Source organism: Bacillus cereus G9842 (genome assembly GCF_000021305.1).
Lineage (GTDB): Bacteria > Bacillota > Bacilli > Bacillales > Bacillaceae_G > Bacillus_A > Bacillus_A thuringiensis_S.
In genome coordinates, this window is record NC_011772.1 from 1,769,307 (window position 1) to 1,788,960 (window position 19,654).

Below are 19,654 nucleotides of genomic sequence, written 5' to 3' on the forward strand. Positions count from 1 at the left end.
TAGGAAGCAGTTATCCTATGGATAGCTGCTTATTCATTTTTGTTGCAAGTACTAATGTATATGTTGATTATGCCCAGGTGCAGGAGTATGATCTGGGAATGTCGCGAATACGGCAACGATAATTACTACACTAATTGAAAGTAATAACAAAAAACGCTGTTGGATAAAAGTAGAAAAGTTCTCCGATAACAATTGAATCACACAGGACATAGTAATCGTTATAGTAAGTAAAAGGCTAATGAACAATATACTATGAGCTTGTTGAGCGTTTAACATTTCTGTAATCATTGCTCCCATCATACTTGCCATTAATCCAGAGAACATTCCTTCTAAAGCAGTATATAGGTGAAAACGTAGACCCACTAAAAAACCGATAAAACCACTAATTAAAATAGCAAGTAAAGTAGAATATAGTAATTCCCCCTTAAAGAGAATGCCTAAATAAAAACCAATACTTAAACCGATACTCATACTAAAAGACATAATAAATACCATATACTCCATTAGGGTACCCTTACGTTTAGAAATATAGGATGTAATAAGAATCGAGGTACAGCAAAGTGTTAAGGTAGTTAACGTATAAGCAAACATTATGATACCTCCTTGTCCTATCGTTCATTTCATCATATGTTTATATGGAGAGTACTTATGCTTATTAATATCTGCATATTATCTGCACAATTTCATAGATGTAAGCAAAGGAACGCTTGATTTTTTAGGGCGTCTTTTTTAATTGTAAGCATGTGAAAGAAATTGTTATATTATGAGTTTCTATTGTGAAGCCATAAAGAATAAGCGTATAATATTATAGGTCTCACATTTGCGAGACAAACCGCGAATGATAAATAAGATTGTTGTTTTATCATCGCTTCTAAACATATAGACAATGAAAGTAACACTGGAATACAGATAGGGAGTTATAAAATGAAATTAATTATTGCCGAGAAACCAGATCAAGGGTTGGCTCTTGTTTCACAGTTTAAATATCGCCGGAAAGATGGATATTTAGAAGTAGAAGCGAATGAGTTATTTCCAAATGGAGCGTACTGTACATGGGCAATTGGTCATTTGACGCAGTTATGTAATCCAGAGCATTATCACGCAGAGTGGAAAAAATGGTCACTTAATACGTTACCGATGATTCCAGAACGTTTTCAATTTGAAGTAACAAAGTCAAAGTATAAGCAATTTAACGTTGTGAAACAGCTGTTACATAATCCACAGGTAACAGAAATCATTCACGCAGGAGATGCTGGGCGTGAAGGGGAACTGATCGTACGAAATATTATTAATCTTTGTAACGTGCAAAAGCCGATGAAACGTCTATGGATTTCGTCTTTAACGAAGCAAGCTATTTATCAAGGGTTTAAAAATTTACTTGATGAATCAGATACAATTAATACGTATTACGAAGCATACACAAGATCTTGTGCTGACTGGGTTGTTGGCATGAATGCATCACGTGTGTTTAGTATTTTGTTAAAGAAAAAAGGAATGAATGATGTATTTTCTGCTGGTCGTGTCCAAACACCAACGTTAGCATTGATTGTAAAGCGTGAGAAAGAAATTGAAAACTTTAAGTCAGAGCCTTTCTGGGAAGTGTTTGCAACCTTTAATATAGAAGGAAAGAAATATGACGGGAAATGGGAGAAGGATAATGAATCCCGCTTAAAAGACCCTGATATGGCGAATAAAATTGCGGCATTTTGCCAAGGGAAACCGGCTGTTGTGAAGGAAATGAAAACGGAGCGTAAAGAGTTTCAGCCGCCGCTTTTATTCAACTTATCATCACTGCAAGCAACGGCAAATAAAGCCTTTAAGTTTTCACCGAAAAAGACGCTTGATATAACGCAAGCACTCTATCAAAAAGGGATTGTTTCTTATCCACGTTCAGATTCTAACTATGTTACTCAAGGAGAAGCAGCGACTTTCCCTGATATTTTACAGAAGTTAAGTCAGTTTGATGAATATAAAGGTTTATTACCGGCTCCGGTTGAATCCATTATGAACAATAAGCGTTATGTAAATGAAAAGAAAGTAACAGATCACTACGCGATTATTCCGACAGAGCAAGTTACAAACCCAAGCAGACTATCAGGTGATGAAAAGAAAATATACGATATGATCGTAAGAAGGCTTATTGCAGCTCATTATGAAGTTGCAATCTTTGACTATACAACGATTGTAACGCTTGTAGATGAACGTGCTGAATTCATTTCAAAAGGAAAACAGCAAATTCAAGAAGGTTGGCGTAAAGTTATTTTCCAAGACGATAAAGATGACGAAACCATTCTTCCAATTGTAGCTGAAGGTGAAGAAGGAAAAGTTGTAAAGGTGAAAGTGAAAGAAGGAAAAACACAGCCACCGAAGCGTTATACAGAAGGACAACTTATTACGTTAATGAAAACAGCCGGTAAGTATTTAGAGAATGAAGAGCTAGAGAAGGTATTGAAGAAAACAGAAGGTTTAGGTACGGAAGCGACCCGCGCGGGTATTATTACGATGCTGAAAGACCGTAAATATATAGATGTAAAGAAAAACCAAGTGTATGCGACTGATAAAGGAAAAGTATTAATTACCGCAATTGGTGACAAAATACTAGCTTCACCGGAAATGACTGCGAAATGGGAACAACGTCTTGCGGAAATTGGTGAAGGTACAGCTTCACCAGCTACATTTATGGAACAGACGAAAAAGCTATCAGCTAAAATTATTGAAGACGCAGTGGAAATGTCTGAGAAGTGGGATTTCACGGGACTACATGTTGAATCGATTGAACGAAAAGGATCGAAATTTACAACGGGTAAAAAGGTTGGTAGCTGTAAAAAATGTGATGGCGATGTAATTGATAAGTCAACGTTTTACGGTTGTTCTAACTATAATACAACGCAATGTGATTTCACCATTTCAAAGAAGATATTAAGTAAAACAATTTCGCAAAAGAATATGACAAAGCTCTTAAAAGGTGAAAAGACTGATTTAATTAAAGGCTTTAAAAAGGGCGAGAAAACGTTTGATGCGAAATTAGAGTGGAAAGATAATAAGATTAATTTTGTATTTGAGAATTAATTTGTTAAAAGAGCATGACAGTTTTATGTCATGCTCTTTTGTTTTTTCTTTTATATAAAATTTAACGATAAAAAAAATCCTTTAAATAATAATTTTTTATTGTAAAACGATAAATTTTGTATTAAAATCATAATAAATGAGTGAGGTGCTTTTGTTAAAAGGTAACAACCTTATTTTTAAAATTAGAGGAGGTATAACTATGAACAGTAACAATTTGATTGTTAAACATATGGATAACCCCCATGAGTTGGAGAAGATGTATAGAAAAGATCCGAAAGCTTTTAAAAAAGCATTCTCACAAGCATGGGACCAAAACCCTGATTCTCAAATTCTAGGTGCTTGGTATGAAAGGTTGCATTTTAAGGAGAAAGTAAATAAAGAAAAAACATCTTTGTTTCAAAAAGGTTTCTTATTCATGGGCCTTTTAGCTATTCTGGCCGGCATAAGCACTAGAATCATTTTCCACTTTGTTGAGCAGGAAGCAATTGCTCCAATTAATTTGGCTTTTGGTGTAATTCCCTTTATTGCTGCTTATTTTGTTTACAATAATAAGCCGAAAAAAAGTATTATTTATTCCCTTATAGCGTTATTCCTAGTTTCCGGGGTGTATCTTAATACGTTGCCAATAAATTATAAAGACAGTACCATACTTGCGTATTTACATCTTCCTATATTTTTATGGGTCTTAGTAGGGCTTGCATTTACAGGAAATGAATATTCAAAAGGCAGTACAAGATTAGCCTATATTAAATTTAATTTAGAATATTGTCTTCTCTACGGGAGCATGGCAGTGAGCGGAATGATACTAGCAATATTCACCATGCGTTTATTTAGCTTTGTTGACTTAGATATAGGAGAATTCTATTTTAGTAATGTTGTTTTATTTGGAGCAGCGGCTCTCGCTATTGTGACTGCATACTTAGTATCAATGAATCTTAAGCTTGCTAAAAATATTACACCATACATATCTAAAATTTTTAGTCCTCTCGTCCTGATTACCTTGCTTATCTATCTTATAACGGTAATTTTGGTCGGGAAAAATCCATTCTTGGATCGCAATTTCCTAATGGCCTTCAACGGAATACTGCTTGGTGTATTGGCTGTTACTATATTTTCTATCGTTGAGAGTGACTCAGACGAGAAAAAGAGTATTTCAGATTATATAAATTTTGCCTTAATTGTTCTGGCACTTATTATTGATACTGTTGCATTGTCAGCCATCGTATTTAGACTTTCTTCTTACGGGATTACACCTAATAGACTAGCTGTTTTAGGTGTAAACATACTGATCTGGGCAAATCTAATTTGGATTATGTTTTCCTATATGCGTTTCTTGCAAAATAAATCAGGACCAAAAGCTATCCAAGATGCCGTTACGAAGTATTTGCCAATATATGGACTTTGGGCAGCTTTCGTCATATTTACGTTTCCTATCATTTTTAATTAGAAAGGATCTGTTAATGCGGGAGTGGTGAGGGCTAATAATCATTGGGGGATGAACAAAACCCCCAATGATTAAAGTTTCACTTTATTATAATTGGTATTATTATGTTTGTAGTTTCGGTAATTTCATTTGTAATGATAAATAAGAAATAAGTGTTGTATGTAATCTTTCCATAATAAAAAACGTCCCAAAATGGGACGTTTTTTATTATGCGTATTGCCGTTTTTTCTTAATAAGCAACAAAACTTGTGACACACCAGCTAGTACTGGTAACTCAATCAATGGTCCAATAACGAGTGCAAGTGCGATAAGAGGCTCATCTGGAAAAGCGGTCACAGCGATAGCGAGTGCAACAGGTGAGTTTCTTGCTAACGTTGTTAAGCTTAGACTTACTGTATCTTTGTAAGATAAATGCATCATGCGCCCGATAAATTGTCCTAGTAAAAAATTAATGATGAAGAACAATAGAACAGGAACGAGTAATAATAAAACGACATTCATATTTTGCAGTAAATATTTACCTTGTGATGCAAACATCGCTACTATTGCTAAACTTAAAAATACAATTTGAGCAGAGCTGAAAAACGGAATGAGTTTATTCTCGAGAGTTTCAGCTTTTTTCATTTTATTCATAATGAATTTTGTAGCGTGTGCAAGTATAAATGGTAAGACGATTACGATAACAATACTTTCTACTAAAACAAAAACCGCTACAGTTTTCATGACACCAGCAAATAAAAATAAATAAATTGGAAGGAGTAGAACTTGCAAAATTAAATTTACAGGTAAAATTGCAGTAGAAAGTGCTACATTTCCTTTCGCTATTTCAGTAAAGATTAAGTACCAATCTGTGCATGGAGTAACCATTAACATTATAAATCCAACCCAAAGTGCTGGATGATCTGAAAGAAATAGTGCCCCTAACCCCCAAGCGAGTAAAGGTGTCCATAAGAAGTTAATAGTAAGACTTGTTCCAGCAAATTTTAAATTGCGAAATCCGTTTTTTATTTCTTTTAATGGGATGCTGAGGAATAATCCATATAGCATAAAAAATAAGAAGGGAACAATAAACTTGTCTGAATACGTATGTATCATATTAAATTGTCCGAGTACGATGCCGCATGTAACAGCAAAAAGAATAATAAAAGTTTGAATCTTTTCTATAGTGCTCATGAATAAATCCTTTCTATATATGAATTTTCCTCTCTAAGTTTATTATACAAGTAATAAAGATGTATTTGGTGTTCAATTGTATTTTAGTTAATATTTTTAAATTGAGATTTTGTTTTTTATTAAAAGTTACTTGACTAAAGTAAGTTGCTATATTACAATCATTTACATAAGGTAATTAAATAACAAAAAGTTTTGATTGGCTTTACTTAAGGTATCAATTGGAACTTTTTATTAGAATAAGAATTTTTATGATGATGAATAATGAATATGATAAGAAAGTTTAGGTGAAGAAAATGGGATTATTTAGCTCGTTATTTGGTAAAAAAGAAGAAAATAAGAATGTAGAGGGGAATAAAAAAATGTCAAAAGTATTATTTGTAAAAGCAAACGATCGTCCAGCGGAGCAAGCAGTTAGTTCAAAAATGTATGAAACATTTGTAAGTACTTATAAAGAAGCAAATCCAAATACAGAAATTACGGAATTAGATTTATTTGCATTAGATCTTCCTTATTACGGAAATATCGCGATTTCAGGTGGATATAAACGTAGCCAAGGCATGGAGTTAACAGCTGAAGAAGAGAAGGCAGTTGCTACAGTAGATCAATATTTAAATCAGTTTTTAGAAGCTGATAAGGTTGTATTTGCATTCCCATTATGGAACTTTACAGTACCAGCACCATTAATCACATATATTTCATACTTATCTCAAGCTGGAAAAACGTTTAAATATACAGCAAATGGCCCAGAAGGTTTAGTTGGTGGTAAAAAAGTAGTTGTGTTAGGTGCTCGTGGTTCAGATTACTCTTCAGAACAAATGGCTCCTATGGAAATGGCAGTTAATTACGTAACAACTGTACTTGGATTCTGGGGAATTACAAATCCAGAGACAGTTGTAATTGAAGGGCACAATCAATATCCAGATCGTTCACAACAAATTGTTGAAGAAGGTCTAGAAAACGTTAAAAAAGTAGCAGCGAAATTTTAATTCATGATAGTAAATGGAAAAACCAACATGGATGACCATGTTGGTTTTTTAGTCTATTTTTCATGTTAAAAAATGTATATTTATAAAATAAAAGAAAAGTTCGAAAATAGTATTGCAAAATATTATATAGCAAACTATAATGAGTTCAAGAATAGTTGATACTTAAATTAAATATTCAGAAAATTCAATTAGTTAAAATTGGAAAATGAGATAAGGAAATTTGAATGGGGGTTATATTATGGCGAATAAAGTACCGTTTTCGTTCATAGTAGTTATTGGATTAATGTTATTTGCACTATTTTTTGGAGCGGGAAATTTAATTTTCCCAGCGATGCTTGGTCAATCAGCAGGAGAGAATGTATGGATTGCTAACGCTGGATTTTTAGTAACTGGTGTTGGACTACCATTACTAGGTGTACTAGCATTTGGTTTTTCAGGTAAAGATGATTTGCAGTCATTAGCAAGTCGCGCTCACCCAGTGTTCGGGATTGTGTTTACAACAGTTTTATACTTAGCGATCGGTCCGTTATTTGCAATACCGAGAACAGGAAATGTATCTTATGAAATTGGTCTTAAGCCGTTTATGCCAGAGGGAGTAGGTTCTACACCTTTAATTCTTTTCACAATTATATTCTTTAGCATCACTTGTTTTTTTTCGCTAAATCCCGCGAAAATTGTCGATATTGTTGGAAAAATTTTAACGCCAATTAAGTTGACTTTCATCGGTATTTTAGTAATCGTTGCTTTTATACATCCGATTGGAGATATGCAAGCACCAGTGGAAGCTTATACATCACATGCATTCTTTAAAGGATTCCAAGAAGGATACTTAACGATGGATACGCTCGCATCATTCGTATTCGGGATTATTATCATTAATGCAATTAAAGAAAAAGGTGCAAAAACGAAAACACAAATTATGGTCGTTTGTGCAAAAGCGACCATAATTGCAGCATCTATTTTAGCAATTATCTATACAGCTCTTTCTTATATGGGTGCTTCAAGTGTTGCAAAGCTTGGACATTTAGAGAACGGTGGAGAAGTATTAGCGAAAGTTTCTAACTACTATTTTGGATCATACGGCGGAGTATTATTAGGATTAATGATTACAGTAGCGTGTTTAACAACTAGTGTGGGACTTGTATCAGCATGTTCTTCATTCTTCCATAAGTTATTCCCAAATGTTCCTTACAAAGCAATTGCAATCACGCTCTGTGTATTTAGTGCCATTGTTGCAAACGTAGGATTAACACAATTAATCGCAGTTTCTGTTCCAGTATTAACAGCAATTTATCCACTAGCAATCGTATTGATTTTCTTAACATTCTTCCATTCATTATTTAAAGGAAGAGCGGAAGTTTATCAAGTAAGCTTGATCGTAACATTTATCATCAGCTTATTCGATGGATTAAGTGCAGCTGGAGTTAACATTGAAGTAGTAAGCCAAGTGTTCACTAAATTCCTTCCGATGCAGGAAGTAGGACTAGGCTGGATCTTCCCAGCGATTATCGGTGGATTTATCGGATATGGCATTAGCATTTTAAAAGTGAAAAACCAAGTTCAACCAGCAACTAGAGCAGATAAGAAAATAGGTTAAATAAAAAAAGTTATAGACTTGTTTCTATAGCTTTTTTTGTTACTATTAATAATGAGAAAAAATAAAGTAGTAGGGGAAATAAAATGAAAAAAACAATTGATCATATCGGAATCGCAGTTCGTGATATAGATAGTACGATACGTTTTTATGAAAATGTGTTACTAGGAACTTTAATAGATCGTTACGTAAGTGAAGCTCCTGGTGTGGAAAGCGAAGTAGCCATTCTTGAAGTGGATGGAGATAGAATTGAATTACTTGCACCGACGAATAATACGACATCTCCAATTGCCCGTTTTATTAAACAAAAAGGTAAAGGTGTTCATCACGTTGCGTATCGAGTAGATGATTTAGATGTGGCTTTAGAGGAATTGAAAGAACAAGGTATTCGAACGTTAAAGCATACACTTCGAATTAATAAACACGGCAGAAGATTAATCTATCTTAACCCAGCGGATACAGAGGGAACAATCATAGAGTATTGTGATTATCCGGAAGAGAAATAGAAGAGGGATATTTTTTAAAAGGTGTTACGTAATAACGTAATACCTTTTTATTTATGTATTTCACACTTTCTTCACAAATGATTCACGATAACTTTTCTTCTTCAGGAACTTACGTAAATATATTTTATGATATAATAACAATCGACTTTAAAAATGTAAGTAGTATCTATGAAGGTAGTTACTATTATATTGGAAGTTTAGAGGTGAGAGAGAAATAAATAGTTATACTGTATAGAAGATTATATTTAATAAGGTTAATATTTCGCCCGATAATCAAACTTGGAAAGTTAAAGTAATGGAAGTATAGCGATGAGTAAGAAAGAAGTGAAGTGATTGTGAAAGTAATGAGAAAGTTAGGGACATGGTTATTAATTGCATGTGTGCTTATCATATCGATACCGAAAAGTACATCTGCTCATGCGTACGTTGTGAAATCAAACCCTGTTGAAAATGAAACTTTGAAGAAGGCACCATCTGTTGTGAAAATCGAATTCGATGAGGACATACAAGTTTCAAGTTTTAATACATTGTACGTGAGGGATACATCAGGTAAAAGGGTCGATTTGAAAGATGCTCATATTGATAAAAAAAACAAAAAACTATTAGAAGCAGGGTTAAAAGAAAATCTGAAAAACGGACTCTACTCTATTCAGTGGAAAGTGATTTCAGCTGATGGACATCCAATTCAAGGAGTTATTCCGTTCCGAATTGGGTCAGCGGAAGCGGGAGCAGATGATGTACAAGTAGAAGAGATGGGGTATGTCCCGCAAATAGATATGATTATGGAACGTGGGGTTCTATATACAAGTTTCTCACTATTTATAGGAGTGCTATTCTTTAATCTTATTATGTATAAAGGGAATGCAACCTCGGTTCGATCAAGGAGTAAGAACATAATATGGATTTCCTTATTTGGGATATTTATTAGCTTGTTATTCAATCTACCACTACAAGCAAAAATAAATGCAGATGTTTCATGGCTAGAAGCATTCAATCCTTTACTCTTAAAAGAAACGTTACAGCTTTCTGTTTTTGGATATGTATGGATTACTCAAATGGTTCTTATTAGTTCACTTATAATTGTTACGTATTTTGCGATGAAGTGTGGGAAGCTATCGTCGTTTAAAGTATGGAGTATTCCAATAGTATTGTTTATCGGGATACTTGTTATGAAAGCCTTTAATAGTCATGCATATGGTTTGAAGTTTAAAGAGATTGCTGTCGTTATGGATTTTCTGCATTTATTTGCAGCTTCATTATGGATTGGCGGTCTATCATCCATTATTCTTCTTTTACGTAAAGAGGATGACAAGTGGAGTATGTATTGGGATATGATTAAGCGTTTTTCACCGTGGGCAACAGGTGCTGTCATCGTGATTTTAATAACAGGTCTTTTTAACAGTACATTTTTTATTCCAACAATCCACTCTTTATTTGATACGAAGTATGGATTAGCTTTATTAGCAAAAATACTTTTATTCATTTTCATGGGGATATTGGGAATTGTACATTATGTGAAAGGGAAAATGAGAGCGCAGAAGGGATTAGGCGCTACGGTGAAAGTAGAGTTTATCATCGGAATTATCATTTTTGTCATCGTAGCTTTTATGACAAACGTACAAACACCACCGATGCCTCCTACTGGACCTTTTACAGAAAGTAAGCTACTGGATAATGGGTATGAACTTACTTTACATGTAAGTCCTAATAAAGTAGGACAAAATACATTTCATATTACTTTAAAGGATGAAAACGGACAACCTGTTACTGATATGGAGCAAATTATTTTAACTACTCAATCATTAGATATGAATATGGGAAAAGGTTCATTTAAAGTTTCAGCAGTTTCACCGGGAGAATATGAAGCAGAAGGTATGTATATTAACATGACAGGAAACTGGAATATACATGTTCATGGATTAACAAAATCTCTGGATAGCTTCGATACAGATTATAAATTTATTGTAGGTGGCAGATAAAGAGGCGTTATAGATGAAAGGGAGTTAATAGAAAATGAAACGTATAAAAAAATTAGGAACAACAATGATCGCAACAATAATTGCAATGGGAATCTTTTCGTTACCTGTTAGTGCTCATGTGACGGTAAAGCCAGAAACTTCTGATGTTAATTCATGGGAGACTTACACAATAAAGGTACCAGTTGAAAAAAATATAGCAACGACAAAAGTCACACTAAAAATACCGTCTGGCGTTGAGTTTCAACAGTATGAGCCAGTGCCAGGGTGGAAAGTGGAAGCGCAAAAAGATAGTGCTGGAAAAGTGAAAACTGTAGTATGGGAAGCGACAGGAGAAGGGATTTTAACCGGTCAATTCCAACGATTTACTTTCGTCGCTAAAAATCCGGATAAAGAGCAAAAAATAGCTTGGGACGCATATCAACAATATAAAGATGGAGAAATTGTTGAATGGACAGGCGATGAAAAAGCTGAAAAACCACATTCACTTACTACAATTGCAAAAGGTACGTCATTAACAGGAGAACATGGTGAAGTGTCTAGTGTAGAAAAGAATGAAGGCACTAGTAATATGCAAGTAATAGCGATTGTCTTATCTATTTTGGCGATTGTATCGTCGGTTGGTGCGTGTGTTTTTGTAGTACGTCGTAAAAAGTAAGACGTAAGAAAGAGCCTACAAACAGTAGGCTCTTTCTTACGTTTATTTCAATTCAACTTGCTGCCTTATAGCAAGTGCTTTTGGTTTTATATTTACAAAACAAATGCTCACAACAATAAATAATAGCCCAATAAATAAGCTCATTGTAATGGCCTCATGTAAGAAAATTGAACTTACAATAATAGCGATTAGCGGAATGAGGAATGTATAAGCCCCAACTTTACTTGCTTCACCAGCTCCAACAAGTGTGAAGTATGCAAGCCACCCCATTGCAATAACGAAGAACGAAATAAAGAGAAGTACGCTAACAAATGGTATACTCCAAGCGATACTAGACCAGCTTTCAAACTCTGAACCAAATCCAATTAAGCAAAGCCCGCCAATAATGAGCTGAAGTGTTACCATCCAAATGGAATTAACGCGGTGCCCAGTCTTCTTAATAAATACTGTTCCAAGTGCCCAGCCAATAGCGCATCCTATCGCGAGAAGGATTCCGATAATAGAGATATGTCCAGTTAAACTACTAGAGCTAATGACACCCACGCCAATAAATCCAAGAACAAGCCCAAAAATTTTTAAGCCGTACATAGATTCTTCAAGCCAAATCCATGAGAAAACGCCGAGTAAAACAGGTTGTAGAAATACAATGGCGGAAAATAACCCAGCTGGCATATATTGAAGGCCTACAGTTTGTAATCCGTAAAATATAATGATGTTAAGTAAAGAAGAAATAACGTATAAATGCCAAGTTTCTTTTAAGTGTAACTCTTTGTATTTCGGTAATGCGAAAAGGAGTAAAATGAATCCTCCAATTAAAGTTCGAACGCCTGCAAATAAAACGGGTGGTGTATAATGCAGGGCAAACTTAGATAAAGGCCAATTGATTCCCCACATGAAAACGAGAAAGGTAAGGATTATGGCCGTCTTAGTTCGAGAAAGCTGTGTCACGGTAAGACCTCCTTGTTGTTATTCATTTCACTATGATATGATATCGACTGTAATAAATAAAATGAATCTTTTTTATGGGGAGTATAAGTGATTAGTTATGACCATTACACAACTGCAAGTATTAATAAAAACCGTTGAGTTAGGTAGTTTTACGAAGGCAGCTCGGGTGTTAAATATGACGCAGCCAGCTGTTAGTCATGCGATTTCAAGTATTGAGTCAGAGATAGGAGTTACGATTCTTATACGTGATAAACGAAAAGGATTAATTGTTACGGATGTAGGAAACAGAATTCTTGTACATATTAGAGAGATTTTGAACGGTGTAGAGAAGATTGAACAAGAAGTTGCGATGGAGAAAGGGCACGAAGTTGGGACGATTCGAATTGGGAGTTTTCCGAGCGCTTCTGCACATTTCTTACCCAAAATGATAAACCTTTTTAAGGAGAAGTATCCGAACTTAGAAGTCGTTCTTTGTGAAGGAACGATTAAAGAAGTTGAAGATTGGTTAGTATCGAGGGTTATTGATATAGGAATTGTTATTTTGCCTAATAAAGATATGGAGATTGTTCCATTAACGAAGGGGAAAATGGTTGCTATCTTAAGAGAGGATCATCCTCTCTGTAAGAAGGACGCTCTTACAATTTGTGATTTAGAGAATGAACCGATCATATTATGTAAGGGTGGATACGAACCACCCATTATTGATATGTTTAAACAAGCAAACGTACCACTTCGGGCTGAATATGTAATTTCGACAGTTACTACAGCTTTAAATATGATTCAAGAAGGATTGGGCATTGCAATATTAGCTGAATTATCTTTAACGAATTTACCAAAAAATGTGCAAACGAGAGAATTGGAACCACAAGTATGGAGAGAAATTGCTTTAGCTGTTCCTTCATTAAAGGATTCTTCAATCGCTGTGCAGCTATTTATTGAAGAATTTCAATCGCTATTTGCAGAATAAAAAGAGGTGTCTCATATATCATAATGGGACACTTTTTAATTTACTTATAAAAAATCTATGAAAAGGATTGACTTATTTTTTAGTTGTAACTATAATGATTACATCGAGGTGGTGATTACGATGAAAATTAGTAGCCGCTTTTCCATAGCTGTTCATATTTTATCTATTTTGAAAAACAATCCATCTTCACTTTGTACTTCAGACTATATGGCTGAGAGTGTCAATACAAATCCAGTAGTCATTCGTAAAATCATGTCGTACTTGAAACAAGCTGGCTTTGTTTACGTAAATCGTGGACCGGGTGGCGCGGGATTACTAAAGGATTTATATGAAATCACATTGTTAGATGTGTATCATGCAGTGAACGTAGTCGAAGAAGACAAGCTATTTCATATTCACGAGCAACCGAATCCAGATTGTCCAATTGGGGCGAATATTCAAGCGGTGTTAGAAATTATTTTAATTCAAGCACAATCCGCGATGGAAGAAGTTTTGGGAAATATTACAATGGGGCAGTTGTTTGAAACTTTGCAAGAAAAAATGAATGCTTAAATCCTATTTATATTTTTTTGTCATTAATGTAACTGATTTGATTACAACAATAAAGGTAAGGTGTAAAAGTTATGACTGTAAAAATGAAAGTATACTCAGATTTTATATGTCCGTTTTGTTTTTTAGCAAAAGGTCCATTAGATGAGGTAGCGAAAGAGAAAGATGTAGAGATTGAATGGATGCCATTTGAATTACGTCCAAGTCCATATTCAAAAATAGATCCATGGAATGAACCAGAAAAATTAGGTTCATGGGATGCTTTCATTCTTCCGACAGCGAAGAAGTTAGGAATTGATATGCGCTTGCCACGTGTTTCACCACATCCATATACACATTTAGCTTTCGAAGGATGTCAATTTGCGAAAGAACGTGGACTAGGTAATGAGTATCATCACCGCGTATTCACAGCATTTTTCCAAGAAGAGCAAAACATTGAAGATATTGATTTGTTAACAAAATTAGCGGTAGAAGTAGGACTTCCTGAGGCGGAATTTAAAGATGCTTTAGTAACTCGTAAATATAAAGAAAAGCATCAAGAAGCAATTCAACACGCATATGATGAAGCGAATATTATGGCTGTTCCAACTGTCATGATTGGAGATGAAGTCATTCAAGGGCTTGCTAGTAAAGAAACACTAGAAAGGGTCATTGATAAAGAAATTGAAAAGGATAAAACAAATTCATTTGAAGGTATGCAATGTAATACCGATGGATATTGCTAATTCGCTTGTTATGAAATAACAAAATAAATTATAAAACAAACATTTGGAGGAATTAAAATGTCAGCAACTACAACAAACTTAAAAGAAGCAATTGTGAATCGCCGTTCAATTCGTAAAGTAGCAAAAAACGATGCAATTACGAAAGAAAGAATTGAAGAAGTGTTAAAAACAGCTTTACACGCACCAACATCTTTCAATATGCAAAGTGGTCGTATGGTTGTATTAATGGATGGAGAGCATGAAAAGTTTTGGGATATTGTTAAAGAAACACTAAGAGCTCGCGTACCAGCAGAAAACTTTGAAGCGACTGTAGAAAGACTAAAAGGCTTCCATGCAGGTGTAGGAACAGTTCTATTCTTTGAAGATCAAGCAACTGTACAAAAAATGCAAGAAAATGCGCCATTATATAAAGATCAGTTCCCATTCTGGTCTCATCAAGGAAATGCGATGTTACAACATACTGTGTGGATGCTATTATCTGCTGAAGGAATTGGAGCGTCATTACAACATTACAACCCAATCGTAGATGCTGAAGTGAAAGAAACTTGGAACATTCCAGCAGAGTGGAGCTTAGTAGGTCAAATGCCATTTGGTGAACCAAACGAACAACCAGCAGAAAGAACGTTCTTGCCTACTGAAGATGTAGTGAAATTTTATTAAGAAATACAATATGTAACGAGAAGGAAGCTGTGCTTAAAAACAGCTTCCTTTTTTGTAGTGGTGTTAATTTATGTGCATTTAGGGAAGAAATATAAGAAATAATCCGGTGAGAAGGGAATTAGAAAAATGAATGATGAGAAAAAATATACAGTGGTAGGTACTGATGTTGAGGAAGTAAAGCGTTTAAATAAAAATTCAGGGTTAACGTATAATCAAGTGAAAGAAATGTTAGCAAAGCAAATGCAAAAAAGAAGTAATTAGATTGAAATCTTTCATTTTTTCATTTAGCATTTTGATTGGAGAGAGTTAAGTAAAAGGTAACTCTCTTTTTCGTGTAACGAAGCACCTTATAGAGTGGAGGAAGCAACATGAAGAAATGGGTAAAGGTAACGCTGTCTATCGCTGGAGGCATTGTCTTATTAGCGTGTGTCGGCGGATATTACGTGTATAAAAATTATTTTCCAAAGGAACCTGAGCGTATTGTATATGATAAAGAAAGAGTGCTACAACCGATACATAATCAGCTTAAAGGAATCAATATAGAAAATGTAAAAATAAAAGAAAAAGAAGTCGTAAATGCGACTGTAGATGAGCTTCAAAAAATGATTGATGATGGAAAGTTGTCATATGAAGAATTAACGAGCATTTATCTCTTTAGAATACAAGAACATGATCAAAATGGAATAACATTAAATTCTGTTACAGAGATAAATCCTAATGCGATGGAAGAAGCAAGAAAGTTAGATCAAGAGCGGGGTAGAAACAAAAATTCGAATTTATATGGTATTCCTGTCGTTGTAAAAGATAATGTACAGACGGAAAAAGTGATGCCGACTAGTGCAGGAACTTATGTATTAAAAGATTGGATTGCAGATCAAGACGCAACAATTGTGAAGCAGTTGAAAGAAGAAGGAGCATTTGTTTTAGGAAAAGCGAATATGTCTGAGTGGGCGAATTATTTATCTTTTACAATGCCAAGTGGGTATAGCGGGAAGAAAGGACAAAATTTAAACCCGTACGGTCCGATTACATTCGATACTTCAGGATCAAGTTCAGGATCTGCTACAGTAGTTGCGGCAGATTTTGCGCCGCTTGCAATTGGAACAGAAACGACGGGATCGATTGTTGCACCAGCGGCGCAGCAATCAGTAGTTGGGTTACGTCCATCTTTAGGTATGGTAAGTAGAACAGGAATTATTCCATTAGCTGAAACTCTTGATACAGCAGGACCTATGGCAAGAACAGTAAAAGATGCAGCAACGTTATTTAATGCAATGATAGGTTATGACGAAAAAGATGTTATGACAGAAAAAATGAAAGATAAAGAAAGAATTGATTATACAAAGGATTTATCAATAGATGGATTAAAAGGGAAAAAGATAGGGCTTCTTTTTTCTGTAGACCAACAAGATGAAAATAGAAAAACAGTAGCAGAAAAAATTAGAAAAGACCTTCAAGATGCAGGTGCGATATTAGCTGATAATATCGAGTTAAGTGCTGAGGGTGTAGATAATTTGCAAACATTAGAATATGAGTTCAAGCATAATGTAAACGACTATTTTTCACAGCAAAAAAATATACCGGTAAAATCGTTAGAAGAGATTATAGCGTTTAATAAAAAGGATAGTAAAAGACGAATAAAATACGGACAAACATTAATTGAGGGGTCTGAAAAATCTGCTATAACGAAAGAAGAGTTCGAAAACGTAGTACAAACGAGTCAAGCAAATGCAAAAAAAGAGCTAGATAGGTATTTAGTAGAAAAAGGTTTGGATGCTCTAGTTATGATTAATAACGATGAAATTCTTCTATCAGCTGTAGCTGGTTATCCGGAATTAGCGGTTCCTGCTGGATATGATAAAAATGGAGAACCAATCGGTGTAGTGTTTGTAGGGAAACAGTTTGGTGAAAGAGAGCTTTTCAATATGGGATATGCGTATGAACAGCAGTCTAAAAATAGAAAATCACCTAGTTTATAAAAAGATTATATGAAAAATAACTGGAGTCCACCGAAATATGTTGGTGGATTCCAGTTAAACGAATCTAACAATATGAAAAGAAAAAAAGGATTCTTCTCAATTAGTAAGAAAGATTGTCTATAGGAGTTCATAAAATGTAATAGATTCAATTTCCATCCATTGGAGGGGGAGGTTAATTCTTAATGAATGAAGTAAAGAGTTTTTTTCGAAGTAGAGGGTTTCAACGGTTTCTCGTTTTAATAATAGTAGCGCTTGTATTATATGCATTAAAAAGTATGATCAATTTAATATTAATTACGTTTATACTGACGTTTTTAATGGATCGATTTCAACGTTTTATTTCAAGGGAATTGAAAGTAAACCGGAAAATTGTTATTGCATGTTTGTATATAATACTAGTTTCCTTTATAGGCACAACGTTATATAAATATTTACCTGTGCTGACGATACAAATTTCACAATTAATTTATCAATTTAAACTATTTTTTCAAAATCCACCTGATAATGAAATCGTTAAATATGTACTTTCGACAATTAATGGGATGGAAGTATCAAAATATATAGAACAAGGTGTAGATGTTATATATCAATCAATAGCAAATATAGGGAAGGTAAGTTTACAAATATTATTATCTCTAATTTTAAGCTTATTTTTCTTATTAGAAAAAGAGCGTATTATTACATTTACATCTAAGTTTAAAGATAGTAAGTTAAAAATCTTTTATGAGGAAATTGCATATTTTGGTGAAAGATTTGCAAGATCGTTCGGAAAAGTAATTGAAGCTCAGTTTTTAATTGCCGTTGTAAATTGTATTCTTACTGTCATTGCATTAATTGTTTTAGGATTTCCACAGCTACTTGTATTAGCTGTTATGGTTTTCTTACTAGGGTTGATTCCTGTTGCAGGTGTGATTATTTCTTTGTTTCCACTTTGTATCATTGCTTACAACGTAGGCGGAGTTATGTACGTAGTATACATACTCGTGTTCATAACAGTAATCCACGCTCTTGAAAGTTATTTTTTAAATCCGAAGTTTATGTCTGCAAAAACAAATTTACCAATCTTTTATACATTTATGATTCTCATCTTCTCAGAGCATTTCCTCGGAATATGGGGGCTTATTATCGGGATACCAATCTTTATCTTTTTATTAGATGTACTTGATATAAATAATGAGGATGCGACTAAAAAATAAGAAATGATAGAAAATCATTAAAAGGTCATAGGGGATAATTAAGATAAAAAAGCAATCCAAAATAAATTGGATTGCTTTTTTATCTTAATTAAAGAACCGGAGCCATTGTTTCTTTTAATACTTGAACAGAGTGATCGAATTTTAATTCTTCTTCTTCACTTAATTCAACCTCTAAAATTTCACGAACACCGCCGCGATTTAAAACAGCAGGCACCCCGATATAAACATCTTTTTGACCATATTGACCTTCTAAGTAAGCTGATACAGTTAATACACTATTTTCGTCGTTTAAAATTGCTTTTGTAACACGTAGAAGTGACATACCGATACCATAATAAGTTGCGCCTTTACGCTCAATAATATGGTAAGCTGCATCACGGACGTTTATGAAAATTTTGTCTAAATCTTCTTGATTATACGTGTTGTCTTTTTCAAGCAGTGTTTGTAGTTTTTGGATACCAACGGAAACATGACTCCAAACAGGAAGTTCAGTATCGCCGTGTTCTCCGATAATATAAGCGTGAATGTTGTGTGGACCAATATCGAAGTACTCACCTAACATATAGCGGAAACGAGCAGAATCAAGCGTTGTACCAGAACCGATTACACGTTCTTTCGGTAAACCAGATTCTTTCCAAGTTACGTAAGTTAAAATATCTACAGGGTTTGTTGCGATTAAGAAGATGCCATCAAATCCGCTATCCATAATACTGCGAACGATTTGTTTAAAGATTTTAGCGTTTTTCTCAACTAAATCTAAACGTGTTTCGCCTGGTTTTTGTGGTAATCCAGCTGTAATAACTACAAGGTCAGCATCTTTACAATCTTCGTAGCTGCCTTTCCATACTCTAGTTGGAGCTGGTGCGAATGGAACAGCATGACTTAAATCCATTGCCTCCCCTTCAGCTTTTGCCTCATTTACATCGACTAAAACAAATTCTTCAGCTACGGCTTGGTTAATCATGCAGTAAGCATAACTACATCCAACTGCTCCTGTTCCTACTAATACAACACGGTTAATACCTTTTTTCATTTCAAAATTCCTCGCAATTTCATTGATTTTATTATGTAAGATAATACGTCTTACTTCTATAGAGTCATATCTAGTTTATTACATTTTATAAAAGATATTCAAGTATTTGAAAATGTATCCGTGCAAATCCGCGAACAAAACATAGGAATTCAGTGAACCGAATATAATTCAGTAAAATCCTTTGTAAAAGG

The 19,654-nt window shown here is 34.4% G+C and carries 18 protein-coding genes; 14 read left to right on the top strand and 4 right to left on the bottom strand.

Annotated features, from left to right (window positions below; all coding sequences use genetic code 11):
* Positions 1-51: 51 nt before the first annotated feature.
* Positions 52-591: a hypothetical protein gene (locus BCG9842_RS08920; RefSeq protein WP_000458542.1), complete on the bottom strand. Its 540-nt coding sequence runs from the start codon at positions 589-591 to the stop codon at positions 52-54.
* Between the two features lie 333 nt (positions 592-924).
* Here BCG9842_RS08920 and topB point away from each other — a divergent pair, with 333 nt between their 5' ends.
* Positions 925-3,069 carry a DNA topoisomerase III gene (gene topB / locus BCG9842_RS08925; RefSeq protein ID WP_000766771.1) on the top strand — a complete coding sequence of 715 codons (2,145 nt, stop codon included), beginning with the start codon at positions 925-927 and terminating at the stop codon, positions 3,067-3,069.
* Positions 3,070-3,268: 199 nt separating this feature from the next.
* Positions 3,269-4,516: a DUF4153 domain-containing protein gene (locus BCG9842_RS08930; protein WP_001087655.1), complete on the top strand. Its 1,248-nt coding sequence runs from the start codon at positions 3,269-3,271 to the stop codon at positions 4,514-4,516.
* A gap of 204 nt (positions 4,517-4,720) precedes the next feature.
* Here the strand turns inward: BCG9842_RS08930 and BCG9842_RS08935 are convergent, their stop codons facing one another.
* Positions 4,721-5,686 (bottom strand): arsenic resistance protein, encoded by a 966-nt coding sequence (locus BCG9842_RS08935; protein WP_000103813.1) that lies wholly within the window; start codon positions 5,684-5,686, stop codon positions 4,721-4,723.
* Positions 5,687-5,979: 293 nt separating this feature from the next.
* On the opposite strand from BCG9842_RS08935, the gene BCG9842_RS08940 reads away from it, so the two are divergent.
* The 5 genes from BCG9842_RS08940 to BCG9842_RS08960 all read left to right on the top strand — a co-directional run bounded on the left by BCG9842_RS08940 (position 5,980) and on the right by BCG9842_RS08960 (position 11,406).
* A complete protein-coding gene (locus BCG9842_RS08940; RefSeq protein ID WP_000522502.1) occupies positions 5,980-6,672 on the top strand; it encodes an FMN-dependent NADH-azoreductase in 693 nt (230 codons plus the stop codon).
* A 238-nt stretch (positions 6,673-6,910) separates the two neighbouring features.
* Positions 6,911-8,269, top strand: coding sequence for a branched-chain amino acid transport system II carrier protein (brnQ, locus tag BCG9842_RS08945; RefSeq protein ID WP_001284783.1), 1,359 nt, complete (start codon positions 6,911-6,913; stop codon positions 8,267-8,269).
* Between the two features lie 83 nt (positions 8,270-8,352).
* Positions 8,353-8,772, top strand: a complete 420-nt coding sequence (locus BCG9842_RS08950; RefSeq protein WP_000750851.1) for a VOC family protein — start codon at positions 8,353-8,355, stop codon at positions 8,770-8,772.
* A gap of 329 nt (positions 8,773-9,101) precedes the next feature.
* Positions 9,102-10,751 carry a copper resistance CopC/CopD family protein gene (locus tag BCG9842_RS08955; RefSeq protein ID WP_041488119.1) on the top strand — a complete coding sequence of 550 codons (1,650 nt, stop codon included), beginning with the start codon at positions 9,102-9,104 and terminating at the stop codon, positions 10,749-10,751.
* Positions 10,752-10,785: 34 nt separating this feature from the next.
* The gene (locus BCG9842_RS08960) at positions 10,786-11,406 is read left to right on the top strand and encodes a YcnI family copper-binding membrane protein (RefSeq protein WP_000821388.1); all 621 of its coding nucleotides are present in this window, start codon (positions 10,786-10,788) and stop codon (positions 11,404-11,406) included.
* A gap of 42 nt (positions 11,407-11,448) precedes the next feature.
* Here BCG9842_RS08960 and BCG9842_RS08965 read toward each other — a convergent pair whose 3' ends face one another.
* Positions 11,449-12,354: a DMT family transporter gene (locus BCG9842_RS08965; protein ID WP_000192819.1), complete on the bottom strand. Its 906-nt coding sequence runs from the start codon at positions 12,352-12,354 to the stop codon at positions 11,449-11,451.
* A 97-nt stretch (positions 12,355-12,451) separates the two neighbouring features.
* Here BCG9842_RS08965 and BCG9842_RS08970 point away from each other — a divergent pair, with 97 nt between their 5' ends.
* The 7 genes from BCG9842_RS08970 to BCG9842_RS09000 all read left to right on the top strand — a co-directional run bounded on the left by BCG9842_RS08970 (position 12,452) and on the right by BCG9842_RS09000 (position 18,430).
* Positions 12,452-13,321, top strand: a complete 870-nt coding sequence (locus BCG9842_RS08970) for a LysR family transcriptional regulator (RefSeq protein WP_000156761.1) — start codon at positions 12,452-12,454, stop codon at positions 13,319-13,321.
* Between the two features lie 120 nt (positions 13,322-13,441).
* A complete protein-coding gene (locus BCG9842_RS08975) occupies positions 13,442-13,873 on the top strand; it encodes an Rrf2 family transcriptional regulator (protein ID WP_000704083.1) in 432 nt (143 codons plus the stop codon).
* A 71-nt stretch (positions 13,874-13,944) separates the two neighbouring features.
* On the top strand, positions 13,945-14,595 hold the full coding sequence (locus BCG9842_RS08980; protein ID WP_000216665.1) for a DsbA family oxidoreductase: 651 nt from the start codon (positions 13,945-13,947) through the stop codon (positions 14,593-14,595).
* Positions 14,596-14,652: 57 nt separating this feature from the next.
* Positions 14,653-15,255, top strand: a complete 603-nt coding sequence (locus tag BCG9842_RS08985; RefSeq protein ID WP_001277013.1) for a nitroreductase family protein — start codon at positions 14,653-14,655, stop codon at positions 15,253-15,255.
* A gap of 126 nt (positions 15,256-15,381) precedes the next feature.
* Entirely contained in the window at positions 15,382-15,516 is a 135-nt protein-coding gene (locus tag BCG9842_RS31790) for a hypothetical protein (RefSeq protein WP_000997346.1), read from the top strand.
* A gap of 107 nt (positions 15,517-15,623) precedes the next feature.
* Entirely contained in the window at positions 15,624-17,234 is a 1,611-nt protein-coding gene (locus tag BCG9842_RS08995; protein WP_000759450.1) for an amidase family protein, read from the top strand.
* Between the two features lie 182 nt (positions 17,235-17,416).
* The gene (locus BCG9842_RS09000) at positions 17,417-18,430 is read left to right on the top strand and encodes an AI-2E family transporter (protein WP_001006594.1); all 1,014 of its coding nucleotides are present in this window, start codon (positions 17,417-17,419) and stop codon (positions 18,428-18,430) included.
* 88 nt (positions 18,431-18,518) lie between these two features.
* On the opposite strand, the gene BCG9842_RS09005 is transcribed toward BCG9842_RS09000, so the two are convergent.
* Positions 18,519-19,463, bottom strand: a complete 945-nt coding sequence (locus BCG9842_RS09005; RefSeq protein WP_000715322.1) for an L-lactate dehydrogenase — start codon at positions 19,461-19,463, stop codon at positions 18,519-18,521.
* Between the last annotated feature and the right edge of the window lie 191 nt (positions 19,464-19,654).